The organism is Shewanella gelidimarina, from assembly GCF_023283945.1.
Classification (GTDB): Bacteria; Pseudomonadota; Gammaproteobacteria; order Enterobacterales; family Shewanellaceae; genus Shewanella; species Shewanella gelidimarina.
The window spans coordinates 43,338-60,760 of sequence record NZ_JAKIKW010000008.1 but is presented as its reverse complement, the minus strand read 5'-3'; the positions used below and the strand labels follow the sequence as shown (position 1 = coordinate 60,760).

At 42.9% G+C, this 17,423-nt stretch carries 15 protein-coding genes; 5 read left to right on the top strand and 10 right to left on the bottom strand.

What is annotated here, in order from left to right; genetic code table 11:
- The 6 genes from tmk to apbC are packed head-to-tail and all read right to left on the bottom strand — an operon-like array spanning position 1 to position 4,851.
- Entirely contained in the window at positions 1–645 is a 645-nt protein-coding gene (gene tmk / locus L2729_RS08990) for a dTMP kinase (RefSeq protein ID WP_248987974.1), read from the bottom strand.
- Positions 642–1,649 (bottom strand): endolytic transglycosylase MltG, encoded by a 1,008-nt coding sequence (gene mltG, locus L2729_RS08985; RefSeq protein ID WP_248987973.1) that lies wholly within the window; start codon positions 1,647–1,649, stop codon positions 642–644. Before mltG ends, tmk begins: the two co-directional genes overlap by 4 nt.
- Positions 1,646–2,464, bottom strand: a complete 819-nt coding sequence (gene pabC, locus L2729_RS08980; RefSeq protein ID WP_248987972.1) for an aminodeoxychorismate lyase — start codon at positions 2,462–2,464, stop codon at positions 1,646–1,648. Before pabC ends, mltG begins: the two co-directional genes overlap by 4 nt.
- Positions 2,465–3,049, bottom strand: a complete 585-nt coding sequence (gene dcd / locus L2729_RS08975) for a dCTP deaminase (protein WP_248987971.1) — start codon at positions 3,047–3,049, stop codon at positions 2,465–2,467.
- 39 nt (positions 3,050–3,088) lie between these two features.
- Positions 3,089–3,727, bottom strand: a complete 639-nt coding sequence (gene udk / locus L2729_RS08970) for a uridine kinase (protein ID WP_248987970.1) — start codon at positions 3,725–3,727, stop codon at positions 3,089–3,091.
- Positions 3,728–3,735: 8 nt separating this feature from the next.
- The gene (gene apbC / locus L2729_RS08965) at positions 3,736–4,851 is read right to left on the bottom strand and encodes an iron-sulfur cluster carrier protein ApbC (RefSeq protein WP_248987969.1); all 1,116 of its coding nucleotides are present in this window, start codon (positions 4,849–4,851) and stop codon (positions 3,736–3,738) included.
- Between the two features lie 160 nt (positions 4,852–5,011).
- Here apbC and metG point away from each other — a divergent pair, with 160 nt between their 5' ends.
- Positions 5,012–7,057, top strand: coding sequence for a methionine--tRNA ligase (gene metG, locus L2729_RS08960; protein WP_248987968.1), 2,046 nt, complete (start codon positions 5,012–5,014; stop codon positions 7,055–7,057).
- Between the two features lie 72 nt (positions 7,058–7,129).
- Here the strand turns inward: metG and L2729_RS08955 are convergent, their stop codons facing one another.
- Positions 7,130–7,882 (bottom strand): Nif3-like dinuclear metal center hexameric protein, encoded by a 753-nt coding sequence (locus L2729_RS08955; protein WP_248987967.1) that lies wholly within the window; start codon positions 7,880–7,882, stop codon positions 7,130–7,132.
- A gap of 292 nt (positions 7,883–8,174) precedes the next feature.
- Here L2729_RS08955 and L2729_RS08950 point away from each other — a divergent pair, with 292 nt between their 5' ends.
- The gene (locus L2729_RS08950; RefSeq protein WP_248987966.1) at positions 8,175–8,516 is read left to right on the top strand and encodes a hypothetical protein; all 342 of its coding nucleotides are present in this window, start codon (positions 8,175–8,177) and stop codon (positions 8,514–8,516) included.
- Between the two features lie 150 nt (positions 8,517–8,666).
- On the opposite strand, the gene L2729_RS08945 is transcribed toward L2729_RS08950, so the two are convergent.
- The gene (locus tag L2729_RS08945; RefSeq protein ID WP_248987965.1) at positions 8,667–10,529 is read right to left on the bottom strand and encodes a choice-of-anchor I family protein; all 1,863 of its coding nucleotides are present in this window, start codon (positions 10,527–10,529) and stop codon (positions 8,667–8,669) included.
- 492 nt (positions 10,530–11,021) lie between these two features.
- Here L2729_RS08945 and L2729_RS08940 point away from each other — a divergent pair, with 492 nt between their 5' ends.
- From L2729_RS08940 to ilvN, 3 genes are all read left to right on the top strand, one after another.
- Complete coding sequence (locus L2729_RS08940; protein WP_248988055.1) at positions 11,022–12,167, top strand: multidrug effflux MFS transporter; 1,146 nt, start codon at positions 11,022–11,024, stop codon at positions 12,165–12,167.
- A 352-nt stretch (positions 12,168–12,519) separates the two neighbouring features.
- The gene (locus L2729_RS08935) at positions 12,520–14,241 is read left to right on the top strand and encodes an acetolactate synthase 3 large subunit (RefSeq protein WP_248987964.1); all 1,722 of its coding nucleotides are present in this window, start codon (positions 12,520–12,522) and stop codon (positions 14,239–14,241) included.
- Positions 14,241–14,735, top strand: a complete 495-nt coding sequence (gene ilvN, locus L2729_RS08930) for an acetolactate synthase small subunit (RefSeq protein WP_101091056.1) — start codon at positions 14,241–14,243, stop codon at positions 14,733–14,735. The genes L2729_RS08935 and ilvN overlap by 1 nt, the downstream gene beginning before the upstream one ends.
- A 123-nt stretch (positions 14,736–14,858) precedes the next feature.
- Here ilvN and L2729_RS08925 read toward each other — a convergent pair whose 3' ends face one another.
- Together L2729_RS08925 and ushA are read right to left on the bottom strand one after the other, a co-directional pair.
- Entirely contained in the window at positions 14,859–15,299 is a 441-nt protein-coding gene (locus L2729_RS08925) for an Hsp20 family protein (protein WP_248987963.1), read from the bottom strand.
- 300 nt (positions 15,300–15,599) lie between these two features.
- Positions 15,600–17,312 carry a bifunctional UDP-sugar hydrolase/5'-nucleotidase UshA gene (gene ushA, locus L2729_RS08920; RefSeq protein ID WP_248987962.1) on the bottom strand — a complete coding sequence of 571 codons (1,713 nt, stop codon included), beginning with the start codon at positions 17,310–17,312 and terminating at the stop codon, positions 15,600–15,602.
- Positions 17,313–17,423 lie beyond the last annotated feature (111 nt).

Below are 17,423 nucleotides of genomic sequence, written 5' to 3'. Positions count from 1 at the left end.
TTACCAAGCCTGATCTTGCAGTACTGCAATGATATCTTTATGAACTGCGGCCATACTCTGGCTCGCATCAACGATCATAATAGAATCATCGTTGTCAGCGTAAGACAAAAACGTCGCTCGGGTTCGATTAAAAAATGCAATTTCTTGCTGCTCAATTCGGTCTAACTCGCCACGGTTAGCAGCGCGGGCTAAACCCAGCGTAGGGTCAATATCGAGGTAAAGCGTTAAATCCGGTTTAAACCCTTTTAAAGTCGCCTCACTAATGGCTGAAACCAATGGCATTAAGCCACGCCCACCGCCTTGATATGCAAGCGATGAAAGGTTGTGCCTATCGCCCAGTACCCATTTCCCCTCAGCAAGAGATGGCTTAATCACATTCGCGACCAATTGAGCTCTGGCAGCATAAAATATGAGGCATTCAGCTTCATCGCATAATGGGTCAGACTCATTGGCAATTTTGACTAAATCACGCATCTGTTCTGCTAAAGGCGTACCGCCTGGCTCGCGGGTGCATACCGGAGCTTGGCCAGTGTGTTTTTCAATAAAATCGCGTACTAATGCGATTGCACTGGATTTACCAGCCCCTTCAAGCCCTTCTATGACAATAAACTTTGCTTTTTTAGCCACGATTGATTCAGTGTTCATCGATTTCTCTGATATTTATTCACTGCTCGGTTATGTTCTAACAGTGTTTTTGAAAATACATGGCTACCATCATTTTGTGAGACAAAATAAAGGTAATTAACATCAGCTGGGTTGGCTGCTGCATGCAAGGCCGCAAGACTCGGAGCGGCGATTGGCGTTGGTGGTAGCCCATTAATTCTATAAGTGTTAAAAGCCGTTTGCTCGCGCAGATCTTTACGGGTGATATTACCTTGGTAACGATCCCCCATGCCATAAATGACCGTAGGATCAGTCTGCAAACGCATACCTTTGCGCAAACGATTAATAAAGACTGCGGCTATCCAAGGTCTTTCACTCGCTTTACCCGTTTCCTTTTCAATAATGGACGCGAGTATTAGTAGTTCATACGATGACTTAAGCGGTAAGCCTGCTTGCCGACTGTCCCAAGCCTTTTCCAGTTCTACTTGCATCTTGCGATAGCTTTCTCGCAATAATGTGTTTGCAGAACTATGCGCTCTGTAATGGTAGGTATCAGGAAAAAACTTACCTTCTGGCAATCCGGAATCATCGCCATTATTCACTAATATATTGGTAAATAGCGCGTCGTCAAACCTTAACTTTTGTTGCTCTGATAATTGTACCCGCCACTCTTTTACGGTTTGACCTTCCAATAACGTCAGCGCAAATGATTTTTCATTTCCTGCCACTAGCTTTTCAAGCAAACTGTTGACCGTCTCTTGTGGAACGACTTCGTATAAGCCTGACTTTATCTGTGCTAATGCGGGGTTAAGACGAACTAACCACTTTAATTTCCAACCCTCTTCTATTAATTTTTTCTGGGTTAATATGTTGGTAAACTGATTAAATGAAGTGCCTCTTTTAATCTCTAACTCTTGTGCGTTGACGACATTGAGTTGTGTTTGACCAAACGTCATTAACGTTTGGTAACCCCAATAGCCACCCACTGCGGTAATGGTGAGTAGCGTAAAACTTGTTGCTAGAAAGCCAATTAAGAATTTTTTCATAATGTCAGATCAAGCTGCTCTCTTAATGATGAAGTGTAAGGCGCTATTATAAAGGACTGTTGGTCTATTTTATTGATATCAACAACCCCGAGTAAACTATTAGTCATGAAAACATGTTTCACTTGAGAGAGTATATCAACATTCATTTCAGTCACCGATACCGAAAATTTCATCTCTAGCAATTGGTAAATGATTTGTTCTCTCATCATTCCCGCCACTCCAGCATAGGCAAGCTGAGGTGTTATGATGCCCGCATCGGTTTCAAAAAACAGATTAGCCATAGAAGATTCGATGATGTTTTTATTGCTATCAAGTACTAACCAGTCATCGATACCATTGGCTAAAGCCACCGACTTAATTAGCACTTGCTCGAGTCGATTACAGTGCTTAATGCCGGCCAAGCGAGGTTGCCTTGCCAGTAACACATCCGATGATTGTAAGCTGATGCCGGTTTTTTGCCAATGTGGGTAAAAATCAGGGAAAGGATGAACGGATACAATTTCGGTTATCGATGGGCTTGAATTTGGTGGCGTATAGCCACGTCCACCCACACCGCGAGATAGTAGTATTTTGAGGCATGACTGAGGGTTATCTTTAGCGCACTGCAACAACCGTTCTCTCAGCGCCGCTGTCGGTTGCCATTGAAAGCCTAACCGCTGTGCACCTTGAGTTAATCGCAAAAAGTGAGACTCAATAAATTGAATCTCACTTTTGTTAACTCGCATTGTTGCAAATAAACCATCGCCGTAGGCTAATCCTCGATCAAGAGGACTAATAGTGGCATCAGGTTGTCCATTAACCCAAACTACCGACATTTAGTTATCCTGGCTAATTCTGCTAGCGACCGCGTTTTGCTGATCTTTGTACTTTGCACTCTTACGTTTATTGTAAGGTCTAGCAACAGGCTGAGACAAACGTTCAAAGTTAAGCGCGCCGATCGTCATATTAGGCTTAAGAGCCAGTGGCAGTTTACCACTGTTAAAAAACTCTAATACGATTTTCCCATGCCAACCGGGATCAATACGATGCGCAGTAACGTGGACCATTAACCCTAAACGGGCCAGCGATGAACGACCATCTAACCAACCGACAATATCTGCTGGTAAAGTCACTTCCTCATGAGTGACCGACAGTGCAAGTTCACCTGGATGCAAGAAGAACGATTGATCTTCTGCTATCACAATGGTTTCACTCATGACTCTATCGAGTGCTTGCTGCATTTCTGCACTCGGACCACTTAAATCAATAAAAGGGGCGGTGTGGTCTTTAAATACGCGAAATTCATTGCCTAATTTAACGTCAACACTCACACCACTTATCGCCTCTGCGCAGGGGCGAGGCTCCATAACGATAGTGCCATTATCTAAACATTCTTCAATTTCAATATCTGTCAAACGCATAATCGTTAGGCTCCCTTATACTCATTTTTTAGGTTACTTTTATTTGACTAGAAGGTGCTGTATCCGCGCCTTTAAAATATCGGTCGCAATACGGTTTTTACCGCCACGAGGTACGATAATATCTGCGTATTGTTTTGACGGTTCAATGAATTGTAAAAACATCGGCCGTACAGTCTCTGTATACTGTGACATCACCGATTCCATTGTTCTGCCACGTTCAGCTACGTCACGAGAGAGTCTGCGCATAAAACAAATATCGAGTGGGGTATCCATAAATACACTCGCATCCATTTGCTCACGTAAAGCAGGGTCAGTAAGCAGTAAGATCCCTTCAAGAATAATCACTTTCTTAGGGGTTAAGGTTACTTTCTCATCGGTACGTGTATGTTCGTTATAGCTATAAACTGGAATATCAACAGCGTTGCCTTCTTTGAGCGCTCGTAAATGTTCACAAAGTAACTCGTGATCAAGCGCTTTAGGATGATCGTAGTTAGTTAAAACACGTTCATCCATCGACATATGACCTTGGTCACGATAGTAAGCATCTTCAGCAATAACACCAATTTGATCAGTGCCTAAATCACGGCATAATTCTTCATAAATCGTTTTGGCAATAAGACTCTTACCTGAGGCCGATGCGCCTGCAATTGCGATTACAACACATTGTTTTGAATTCATTTTAAAACCTACTCATCGTCCGATATGCTTATTGACACTTTAGATTGCGCTTGGCATAACGCAAGTTGAGCGCCCACTTTGCGGGCTATTTCACGATACATGCTAGAAACCTGACACTCGCTATCAGCGACTACCGTTGGTATTCCTTTATCGACATCTTCTCGAATATTTAACTGTAATGGCAACTGCCCCAATAGTGGAACATTGTAACGAGTTGCCATTTTTTCGCCGCCATCAGCGCCGAAAGGATGATCTTTATGACCGCATTCAGGACATAAATGGAAACTCATGTTTTCAACAATACCGAGTACGGGAATATTGACCTTTTGGAACATATTCACGCCTTTTTTAGCGTCAGCCAAGGCAATATCTTGCGGTGTTGTCACAATGACGGCGCCACTTACCGGTACTTTTTGCGATAAGGTAAGCTGGATGTCGCCTGTTCCTGGTGGCATATCTATCACCATGTAATCCAGCTCTGGCCATTCGGTCTCAGTCAGTAATTGAATCAACGCACCCGCTGCCATTGGGCCACGCCATACAGCTGCTTGGTCACCATCTAGCATAAAACCTATCGATTGCGCAGCAATGCCATGAGCTTTAGCGGCAGTCATTATCTTTCCATCCGGAGAGACAGGTTTAAAACCTTCAACGCCTAGCATCATAGGAATGGATGGACCATAAATGTCAGCATCCAAAATACCCACGCGGGCACCTTCTGCTGCCAGCGCTAATGCAAGGTTGACAGCCGTTGTTGACTTACCAACACCTCCTTTACCTGATGCAACTGCAATAATTTGTCGTATATTTGGCAGAGGTTCTACCGCACTGATCGCTGACACAGTATCAGGCTGAAAATCGATTTCACACTCGACTTCATCAATTGCATCCAATACCGCTAATGCTTTCGTTACCGCCATGACAATATCTTGATATTGCGTTTGGCACGGGTATGAATAACACAGGCCCAATTGCAAGCGTTTACCTTCAATTGCAAGCTTGGTCACCATGCCTGCGCTCAAAAAGCTTTTGTTTAAATATGGATCTTGGAATGTATCAAGAATGGCTAAAACGGGACTGAGAAGATCATCAGTGAGATGGTAATTTGGATGAGCTGAAGACAAAATGTAGACCCCCTAAATATGATTTGCGCAATTGTACCAGAATTTCATGCAAACATTAGTCTAGATTTACCACAGTTACGCTAGGTTTTGATGAAACTCAGCATTGGATCGGTTAGTATCTATTCCATTCTATTTAGGTTCCCAGCGATTTCGAGAAAAGATGGCCAATTCACAACGTAAAATCTTAGTCACTAGTGCACTTCCGTATGCCAATGGTCCGATTCATTTAGGCCATATGCTTGAGTATATTCAAACCGATATTTGGTCGCGTTTTCAAAAATTACGTGGACATGAATGTCACTATATCTGTGCGGATGATGCCCATGGCACGCCAATTATGCTTAAAGCACAGCAGATGGGCATTGCACCAGAAGAGATGATTGCTCAAGTACAAAAAGAGCATGAAAAAGATTTTGCTGATTTCAATATTCAATTTGATAATTTCCACAGCACTCACAGCGAAGAAAACCGTGAACTTGCCAATGAAATTTACCTCAAGTTACGTGATGCTGGTTATATAAAAACCAAAACAATTTCACAGTTATTCGATCCAGAAAAGTTAATGTTCTTGCCAGACCGATTTGTCAAAGGCACTTGCCCAAAATGTAAAAGTGAAGACCAGTACGGTGATAACTGTGACAACTGTGGTGCAACGTACAGCACTACTGATTTGTTAAATCCTTATTCAGCGGTTTCTGGCGCAACACCAATAATGAAAGATACCGAACATTTCTTCTTCGACTTACCTGCTTTTGAAGGCATGTTGCTTGAGTGGATCCAGTCTGGTTCACTGCAACAAGAGATGGCCAATAAGCTGAAGGAATGGTTTGAACAAGGCTTGCAACAGTGGGACATCTCACGTGACTCACCTTACTTTGGGTTTGAGATCCCTGATGCGCCAGGCAAGTTTTTCTATGTTTGGTTAGATGCGCCTATCGGTTACATGGGTTCATTTAAAAACTTATGCGACAAGCGCGACGACCTCAACTTTGATGATTTTTGGAGCAAGGATTCTACCGCTGAGGTGTATCACTTCATCGGTAAAGATATCGTTTATTTCCACAGCCTATTTTGGCCTGCAATGCTTGAAGGCGCCGGTTTGCGTAAGCCCACAAGCGTTTATGCGCACGGTTATGTCACCGTAAACGGTGCCAAAATGTCTAAATCTAAAGGCACATTTATTAAGGCCCGTACCTACCTTGATAATCTAGACCCTGAATATCTACGTTATTATTATGCCGCTAAACTCAGTAGCAAAATTGATGATTTAGATCTGAATCTCGAAGATTTTGCGCAACGCGTTAACTCTGATCTTGTCGGCAAGCTTGTTAATCTAGCTTCTCGCACTGCAGGCTTTATCTCTAAGCGTTTTGACGGCAAGCTCGCTGATGTGACGGATAAGAGCCTAAGCGAGATGTTTATCGCTAAGCAAGAAACTATCGCTAACTTATATGAGACCCGTGAATTCGGTAAAGCGATGCGTGAGATTATGGCACTGGCCGATACCGCCAACGCCTATGTTGCTGACGCAGCGCCTTGGCAGTTGATTAAAGATGAAGCCAAGCAAGAAGAAGCGCATCAAGTGTGTAGTAATGCATTAAACTTATTCCGAATCTTGGTTACTTACCTTAAGCCGGTATTACCTAAGCTTGCCCAAGACGTTGAAGCCTTCTTACAAATGGAGCTCACTTGGAATAATTTGGATGTTGATCTTGCCGGTCACGAAATTGCCAAATTTAAAGCATTAATGCAACGCATTGAGATGAAGAGTATTGAAGCTATCATTGACGCATCGACTGAGAACCTCCAAGTCACCAAAGACGTTGAAGCGCCTAAAGTTGAAGAGGTGCAAACGGAACTTGAGAAAGAACCGTTAGCAGCCGAAATTAGTTTTGATGATTTCGCCAAGATTGATTTACGTATTGCGCTCATTTCAAAAGCTGAACATATTGAAAAAGCCAACAAACTACTTCGATTAGAGCTTGATTTAGGTGGCGAAATCAAACAAGTTTTCGCCGGCATAAAATCAGCTTATGCGCCTGAAGATTTGGTTGGCAAGCACACGGTAATGGTGGCTAACCTTGCGCCGCGTAAAATGAAATTCGGTGAATCTGAAGGTATGGTACTCGCTGCTGGCCCAGGTGGTAAAGACATCTGGATCCTTGAGCCACATGCAGGTGCAAAACCGGGTATGCGAGTGATGTAACACTCACTGACCATAAAAAAGCCGCTCAACGTAGAGCGGCTTTTTTGTATCCGTTTTCGATATCGACTCAGTCTAAACTGGATTACTGATATCAACAAAATGGTGCTTTAACCCAAATTTATCCGCTAGATGTTTACCGAGCGCCTGAATGCCATAAAGCTCTGTAGCATGATGCCCCGCGCCGTAATACTGAATATTTTGCTCGATTGCGCAGTGATATGTGCGCTCCGATGCTTCACCACTAATAAATGCATCAATACCAAGGGATGCTGCAATGTCTATGTAGTCCTGCGCGCCCCCCGTACACCAAGCAATAGTCTCGACTAGACTTTGTTCGTCACCAAGGTGCAAACACTCTCTTGATAGCGTGTGTGAGATAGCCGCAGCAAGATCTTTTGCCAGTACGGGTGTACTGAGTTCTCCACGCCATATTAAGTCTTGCGCGTGTCCTTCAATCACTCGGGCGTTTTCTATGCCAATCACTTTACCAAGCTCAGCATTGTTGCCTACCTCAGGATGTGCATCTAACGGCAAGTGGTAACCAAACAAATTAATATCATTAAGCAATAACGCTTTAATCCGTTTCTGCTTCATCCCAACGATAATCTCAGGCTCACTTTTCCAAAAAAAACCATGATGCACAATAATCGCATCGGCGTTTAACGCTATAGCTTCATCTATCAAGGCTTGGCAAGCCGTCACGCCGGTCACAATGGTGTTAATCTCTTGCTTGCCTTCAACCTGTAATCCATTAGGTGCGTAATCTTTAAAATTGGCGACCTGTAGGTATTGTGCCAAATACTGGCTTAATTCTGTCCGTGTCATTCGCTCACCTATAAAATGTTCTTTTACATGCCCTATTCTCGCTTTTTATGCCCAAACAAGCCAATTCAAGTTCGATTTAAACAGCACTCTTTTACTGGCAAGCTAACGCCTACCGAAATTGAGATTGTCATATCCCAAATATCAGCAATTTTGACTCACATAATGGCGATAAAATGTCTAAATCATCTTATAGTTGAAGGCATTAGTGGTGAAAATTGGACTTTTTGGTGCATTAAACGATAAAATCACTCGAAACCTTCATGTAAACACAAAAAATAAACAGGTTATTATTATGTCAAAACTGACCAAAGAAGAGGTTATCAGTACACTTGAGGCCACACTTGCTAAGCAAGAAAGCCAAGCTGTTAAAATTGAACAGAAAGGTAGCTGGTACAAAATCGATGGCGGTAAGTCATTACGCTTCAGTGAGTTAGAAGCAATGTTAGCCGAAATGGGTGACAAAAGTGCTCCCGTAGAAGCTAAAACCGATAAACAAGTAGCAGCCAAGCCAGCTGCCAAAATAGCCACTCCTAAAAAGGTCGCAAAACCCGCGGCTAAAAATGGCGGCAAAACAGCAAAAGAACTTTGGCGTGAAAAGTTAGCGGGTAAAGGTCAACTTCCTCGCGGCTTCTAAGTCGGTACTTGCGGCAATTTGAGTATCGCTCATCATTTACCTTGCTTAAGTGCTATAAAACTCCGTTACTCTTGCAGCAACGGAGTTTTTTATTTTAACGAGTCTAGCCCTTAATCATTTTAATCAGCGACTGTGATAAATGACTTAAAGTCAAAAGTGCAGTGCATACACACTGGTGGTTCCACTCACTTCATTGCCGATAACTAACAAAGGCTGCGAAGTAGGACTGTCATCTACGCTGATAAACTTCATCCCTTCTGGGCCGAGATCTCCTGCAAGACTGGCATCACCTTCCACTTCACCCGTATCACTATCAATTTCAAAGTCTGTATCAAAATCACGATTGACCACATAGTCAACAAAGCTGACTGAAAATGGGTTGGTGATATTGTAAATCATAATGCCACCGGTGCGTTCTAAACCGATAAAAGCATAGTATTGGTCGGCTATTTTTCCAATCGCTAATGCCTCTGGTTCGCCGGCCTTGTCATCACTGCGACTATCGCCTTTGTTCTCATCGTTATTATTATTAAAATTGTCTCCAAGTACCGCGGCGGTAATACGGGAAAACTCTGAGCCACTGTCAAACACCTGATTACCATGCTCGTCCCAGATAGAGAATGAGCGTGCGCCATAACTGATAATTTGATCTACGTCACCATCGTTATCAAGATCACCCATGCTAGTCGTCACTTTAAGGCGGCCTAACTGGGTCTTGTCTTGCGCTGTGCTTAATTGTGGGTGACTGGGGTCTAAATTCAAGTCATCTGCTCTGGCTTCTTCTGAAAAGCCATCGTAGTCCCTAGCATCACCTTCGTTGGCGGTGACAATAAAATTGGTCTGCCGCCACTGATAACTACTAATGGTATCGGGTTGATACATGCCGTAGACCCCAGCATATGCACTGAAGTTAATTCTGCTGTCTTTGTCACTAGCGTCAATTCTATTTTCATGTAAGCCATAATCTTTAAGCCCAAGTGGCAGAATAGATTCAATCTTTTTATTTTTAAGATCAATGACGGCAATGGCATTGTTTTCTTGTAAAGACACATAAGCCTTTAGGTTATCTTCACTCACCGCAATATATTCAGGCTCCAAGTCTTGTGCGACAGAGGCATTAGGCCCGTTGATCTTGATCATTGAGTCGAGCTCACTTTCGCGGGATCCGCCTCTGTTAAAATCAGCAAAACCGATAGCTATAGCGGTCATCGCTGGAATATTGTTTTCAATGGCAATCATTGAGATGCTGCCTTCAGGATCAAGGTTATAGGCCGTGTTTGGTTCTCCTTCATTAGCCACTATCAATAACGAACCATCGCGATTAAACGCCACGTTATCGGGTAATGCTCCGACTTCAACGGCATGAAGGAAGCTTGTTTCACCCGCATCATTAATACGGTAAAAAGCCACGAAACCATTGGCTTGTTTACTGTTACCCAGCGCATCACCTCGCTCTATCGCCACCGCGAGCAGGCTCCCATAAATACTTAAACTATTAACCCCGCCCAAATGAGTAAGACCCACATCTACAGCCACATCAATATCAGTGATTTTAACGATATTATTTAGCGCTAGCGCACCACTGCCTGACACCGCATCATTGACATCAATATCAGCTGCATTAAGTACATCGACTTTGCCGCTCTTAGCATTTATCACAAATATTTGCTTCGATAACGGGTCAAAATCAACGATTTCAGCAGCACTCAGTCCGTAGATCTCGCTTTGGTAGCGGCCGACCAGTTCAGCCTTTAACGTCGCCCCCTGGCCATGACAAACAGTTTGGGACTGAGCATCGTCAATCTCACTTTCATCCAAAACACCATTAGCATTTACGTCTAAACCTGACTGCAGTAATTGTCCACCCATAGCGCATTGTTCACTACCAATCGAGAGTGTTGAAATGTTCACCAAGGCATTACTGCCATTTTGCCCAGATGTGCCATCATCACTGCATGCCGTGAGTATTAATGCCGACATTAACAGCGGTACAATTGTGTACTCGTTATTCATTTCATTCCCTTTGTAATAAGCAATTCGCTACCACTACTTTTTTAGCAACTTGAATTATAAAGTTGCCTAATTTAGAACGAAATAAAGTCACGGCAATGACATTTAGATAACAGTTTAATGACAGTCGCGCTAGAAAATGGACTGGCTAATTAGTCCTGAGGCTTTCAACACAAATTGAATCAATTTTTAGCACGATTACAATATAATTTTGATTGGTTAAATGTTTTTAAAACGATAATATAGCGTCGTAAAATACTTTTTATACAATGAGCACCATCTCAATTCGACCTTAAATCAACTAAACTTACGGATCCTTAAAGCATTAATTAAGCCACATTAAGATCGACACCCTAGCTAATATATTCAAGTATTTCCGACAAATCCGCAGCTCAACAAGCAACACTCAAAGAGGCAGTATTGAAGAACACGTCCAACAATGAACAACCAAGCACCCATCCGGTTGGCATCCCCAATTTAGCATTACTCATCCCAATGCTTGCCGCGATTGTAGCCATTACACCGTTAGCCATCGATATGTATTTACCGGCCATGGCAGCGCTAGCCAGCAGTTTTGACACTGGCATTACGTTAGTTCAACAATCCCTTAGCCTATATTTAGCTGGATACGCTCTAGGTATGCTGTGCTTTGGTCCACTTGCTGATAGGTACGGTCGCCGCAAGATGGTGATGATTGGTTTAACGGGCTTTATGCTCACCAGCTTTGCTCTGACATTTGTTCAATCAATTGAAGCCTTTTTAGCATTAAGGTTCCTGCAAGCTTTTATCGGCGCGGCCGCCACGGTTGTTGTGCCCGGATATATTAAAGAAGTTTACGGACAAAATACGGCTAAAGGGATGTCTTATGTCAGCCTTATTATGATGCTTGCACCGCTTATTGCGCCGAGTATTGGTAGCTTAATTCTAGAACTCGGGGACTGGCACCTAATCTTCTTTATTCTAGCGTTTTATGCGCTGGCATTACTTTTTTTAGTATGTTTTAAATTAAAAATGCCGAGTGACCGTGATGCGAGCAGCCGAAGTGGTAAATCATTTTTTGGTGCCTATGCCACCGTATTGACCAAACCAGGTGTGAAGCTCAATATTACCTGTGGCGTACTCACCTCCTTTGCCTTTTTCTGCTATTTAACCGCCTCACCGTTTGTCTATATGGAAGTGTTCGGACTCGACAAATCACTATTTGCCATTTTGTTTAGCACCAATGTTGGTGCACTGATGCTCGCGAATGTAGTCAATAGCAAGATAGTCGGTCGTTACGGCTCAAAAAGAATGTTACGTGTATCGACCATTTTCGGTGCAATAGCCGCAAGCGGCTTATTACTGGTCAACATGCTCGACTTAAACTACCTATTTACGGTTGTTATGTTACTGCCATTAATGGCGTGTCTCGGTGTGATGTCTGTCAATGCCGATGCGATAGTATTGATGAAGTTCCAACAAGAAACCGGCACAGCAACGGCCGTAATCGGCACACTTAGATTCGGATGCGGCGCACTCGCAGGTCCGCTACTTGCGTTGTTTTATACCGGAACCGCAGTGCCCTTCTCTGCACTCATGTTGGCTGCCGTTATTCTTGTCGGCTTATGCCAGCTGTTTAGTAAACGAGAGCCAAACCTATAACAATGTAAGACAATCACGCTTAACGTGATTGTCGACTTTCTATAGCCACTCCTTCCTTTAATCACTTGTAATTCATCACCTACCACTTAGCTATTCTGTCAGCCATATTGAAAATTCTTCATTTAGAACGATTTATTTGCATTCATGCCTTGTAATCATATGGGGGTTTTATATGATGAAGCTGACTCAAATTGAAGTCATTGCCGCACAAGTACCTCTGTGAAGACTCATTTTCAGTTGAGATTAACGGCAAACGAGAGCAAGGATTACCATCCAAGCTTAATTTTAGAGCGATTACCGTCGCTGTAGTGAGATACTGCATACCGTAGCGGTAACTTAAAAAGGAATTATTATGGAGAAGCTATCAGGCGCCAGTATGGTCGTCCGTTCTCTTATCGACGAAGGCGTTAAACATATTTTTGGCTATCCCGGCGGATCAGTTTTAGATATTTACGACGCACTGCACGAAAAATCCACCATTGAACATATCCTAGTCCGACATGAACAAGCAGCCGTGCACATGGCTGACGGTTATGCTCGTGCTACAGGAGACGTTGGCGTAGTCCTTGTCACCTCAGGTCCTGGTGCTACCAATACCATTACTGGTATTGCTACCGCTTATATGGACTCTATTCCTTTAGTGGTTATTTCAGGTCAGGTTCATAGCCACCTCATTGGTAATGATGCATTCCAAGAATGCGACATGATTGGTATATCTAGACCGGTTGTTAAGCATAGTTTTTTAGTCACGGATCCCCGTGACATTCCAACTATCATCAAGAAAGCCTTTTTCATTGCCGCCAGTGGTCGTCCGGGTCCTGTGGTGGTTGATGTGCCTAAAGATTGTATGAATCCAGAAATTTTGCATGAATATCAATATCCAGAAGATATTTCCATGCGCTCATATAACCCCACTACATCTGGCCACAAGGGCCAGATCCGCAGAGGTTTACAAGCACTCTTAGCCGCTAAAAAACCGGTTTTATACGTCGGTGGCGGCGCCGTTATATCTGGGTGTGACAGCCAGATCCTCGCGCTGTCAGAAAAGCTTGGAATTCCAGTGGTAAGCACTCTGATGGGACTAGGTGCCTTTCCTGGTACTCACCCTAACAGTGTTGGTATGCTCGGTATGCACGGCTGCTATGAAGCAAACATGACCATGCATAACAGTGATCTTATCTTTGGTATTGGGGTTCGTTTTGATGACCGCACCACCAATAATGTAGAAAAGTACTGTCCAAATGCCACTATTTTACACATTGATATCGATCCCTCTTCAATCTCAAAAACCATTAAAGTCGATATTCCAATCGTGGGTTCTGCTGATCAAGTATTGGATGAAATGCTAAAACAGATAGAAGCCAATGATTATGGTATTACCGATCCGACTGCCAATGATCATTGGTGGGGCGACATTGCCAAGTGGTGTGGTCGCAAGAGTTTAGATTACCAAAAATCAGATACAAAGATAAAACCGCAGCAAGTTATCGAAGTCATGCATAAATTGACTAATGGTGATGCCTATGTCGCATCCGATGTTGGTCAACACCAAATGTTTGCCGCGCTCTACTATCCATTTAATAAGCCACGTCGTTGGATTAACTCTGGCGGCTTAGGCACTATGGGCTTTGGCTTGCCAGCAGCGATGGGTGTTAAGCTTGCAAAACCCGATGAAACGGTTATTTGTGTCACCGGAGATGGCTCTATTCAAATGAATATTCAAGAGTTATCAACCGCACTACAATATGACATTCCAGTTAAAATCATCAACCTAAACAACCATTTTTTAGGAATGGTTAAGCAGTGGCAAGACATGATTTACGCCGGTCGCCATTCACAGTCTTATATGGACTCAGTACCTGATTTTGCCAAAATTGCCGAAGCATATGGCCATGTAGGCATGACCATTCGCGACCCTGCCGAGCTAGAATCAGGTTTAGAGAAAGCATTTGCGATGAAAGACAAATTAGTATTTGTCGACATTCACGTTGATGAGACCGAGCACGTATACCCGATGTTAATTCGTGGCGGTGCGATGAATGAAATGTGGTTGAGTAAAACGGAGAAAAGCTAATGCGTCGGATTATATGTGTATTACTTGAAAACCAGCCGGGCGCGCTTTCTCGGGTTGTAGGGCTATTTTCTCAGCGTGGTTATAACATTGAAACCTTAACGGTAGCGCCAACAGAAGATAAAACCCTATCTCGCTTAACCATTGCCGTAAAAGCTGATGAAGCTGTTCTTGAACAAATAGAGAAGCAACTACATAAGCTCATTGATGTACTAAAAGTATCTAATATCACTGAGTCTGCGCATGTAGAAAGAGAAGTTGCACTGATTAAAGTCAAAGCGCAAGGTGAGCACAGAGAAGAAGTCAAAAGGTTGGCAGATATTTTCCGTGGTCAAATTGTCGATGTCACTCAGAGCTTATATACGGTCCAATTAATTGGCACCAGTGATAAGTTAGATGCCTGCATCTCCGCCTTGGCAGATGTGACTAAAGTGATTGAGATTTCACGCTCAGGTGTGGTGGGTCTAGCACGCGGCGAAAAATCAATGCGCGCATAGCAACTAAGCTAAATAGCATTAGTAAATTAGCTGATAAAAACAGCCACTAAAAAGGGAGTCTAAAGACTCCCTTTTTTACATCTTACACTGTAAATAGATCAGCCAACGAGGCTGATAATGTATTTACTTAGCATCCAATATTCTTGATGTGCCGATCTCAATTTTTCTCGGTTTTAACGCCTCGGGGATCTCTCTTTTAAGATCAACATTGAGTAAACCATTTTCTAGGTTTGCACCCATAACAGTGACGTAATCAGCCAATTGGAATGTGCGTTCAAATCCACGCTCAGCAATACCTTGATAGAGGTATTTACTCTCTTTATCTTGCTCGGCTTTCGTGCCTTTTACCAGTAGCTTATCACCTTCACTGGTAATATCGAGTTCATCCATCGTAAAGCCAGCAACCGCCATAGTAATGCGATAACGATGTTCGTTAATGAGTTCAATATTATAAGGTGGGTAACCAGAATTACTTTTGTTCGACGCGGCATGTTCAGCAAGTTGCGCTAAACGGTCAAATCCAATAGCACTGCGGTAAAGTGGAGTTAGGTCGTAATTTCTCATGGGTATATCCTTGTATTAAGCAATATATTTAATTAATTTGGCCAACTAGATTGCAAACGCAATGTTGTCGCACCAATTTGTTAAAGGTTAACTTTTATGACCCCGAAGGCATCAATAATCCCGTTAACTTAAGAACCTCGTTGAGCGTTCCATAGTTAATATATGTAGGCATTTTTTTTGTTTTCAAGGCCGGAGTTACAATTATTTGCAGAAATAATAATATTAGTAATATTTTTAGAATATGAAAAAATTGGACATAAAAAAAGCAGCCTCAAGGCTGCTTTTTAAAGAGATATTAAATTAGAGCTTACAAGCCAAAGTGCTAGTACTGTTCAAGAACTGTACATCACCAGCAACAGGAGCAAAATCAGCAACCTTGATATCACCAATATCTTTAATGAATGTATACATAACTTCAGCATCAACATAACCAGTCATAACTGGAGTCAGCTTAGGATAGCCATCACCGCCAGCTGCATTGTAGCTAGGCACTGTAAAGCTATACATTGCGTCAGCAGCGTAGCCTTTGCCATTAATATCGTTAATTGAAACTGTTTTAGCTTCACAATCAACGTCCATCTTAATACCCGCAAGTTGTGGATATGCTCCAGAACCTGTTTCACCGACATCAACTGTTGCTACAACATTCAAATACTCAGTAATTTCAGCACCGGTTAAAGTACTCTTAGTAATTGAGTTGCCAAATGGCTGCACTGTCAGAACATCTTTATATGTGATGTTAGGTCCATCGATAGACGCACGTACACCACCTGAGTTCATTACCGCAAAGTCAGCATCAACTTTAGTGCGCTGCGCATCAGCAATCAGACGACCCATGTTAGTCTGTTGTGTACGAACAACAGCACGTTCACCTTCCAATTTGCCATCAGTAGTGCCGATAATTTCAAGCAGCTCTTCCTGACCCACATTTTGGTACTGCTGCATAACCTCAAGCACGGTAGCATCAGGTGTAATTTCTTCACCAATGAATTGACGAACACCCTCAGCATCTTTAGCTTTCAGGTTAACAGGGATCAACTTGTAGCTGGCTAAATGGAGTTCACCATTGAAATATTCAAAATTGGCTTGACCAACATACTTACCCCATTCATGCGCTTGCATGATGTAAGTACCGTTTTGAACGTCTGGCTTACATTCAGCACCCGCCGTGAACTCTGGATCGTATGCATCGCCTTCCATACAAACAGGATTCTGAGAGTGGCCACCAATAACAGCCGCTAAGTCACCTTCAGTCATAGCACGTGCAAGAGCTACATCACCAGGAGCATTACTGCCGCTAGCGCCATCGGCATAGTGGCCCATGTGAGTTGTTGCAAAAATCAAGTCAGCAGTATCTGCGTCTTTGATATCTTTAATAACTTTCTTAAGCTCTTCTTGCGGATCGGTAAATTCAAGACCACTGATAAATTCAGGATTACCAATTTTAGCAGTATCTTCAGTCGTTAGACCAACAACTGCGATACGAAGTCCATTAACATTAAAAATTTTGTACGGTTCGAAATAACGAGCGCCAGACACTTTGTCGTAGATGTTAGCTGCTAACATCGGGAACTCAGCAAGTTCACGCTGCATATCAACTGTTGATAATGGATTATCAAACTCGTGGTTACCGACAGCCATTGCGTCATAACCAATCAAGTTCATACCAACGAAATCTGGACGTGCATCTTGCAAGTCTGATTCAGGTACACCCGTGTTGATGTCGCCACCAGATAGTAAGATTGACTCACCACCATTTGACTCAACTTCGGCACGGATTTGATCGATCAGCGTCTTACGCGCTGCCATACCGTACTCGCCGTATTTGTTTTCAAAGAAACGACCATGGTTGTCATTTGTATGAAGTACAGTGAAAATAGTACAAGCTTCACCAGCTTCTACACATGTTGTCGGCAATACAACTTCTTTGTTGTCATCATTGTCACTGCCACATGCTGTTAACGCTGTTACAACAGCAGTCGCCACTAGCCCTTTGATTAAAGTCTTATTCATTACAATCAACCCCTTGATTATTTTTATGTTTTCGTAATATTTTAATTAGTTCGGCAGAAATAACCCTATTTTCGCCGTGAAGCATCTTAGCAAAGATTATGCTTTATTTGT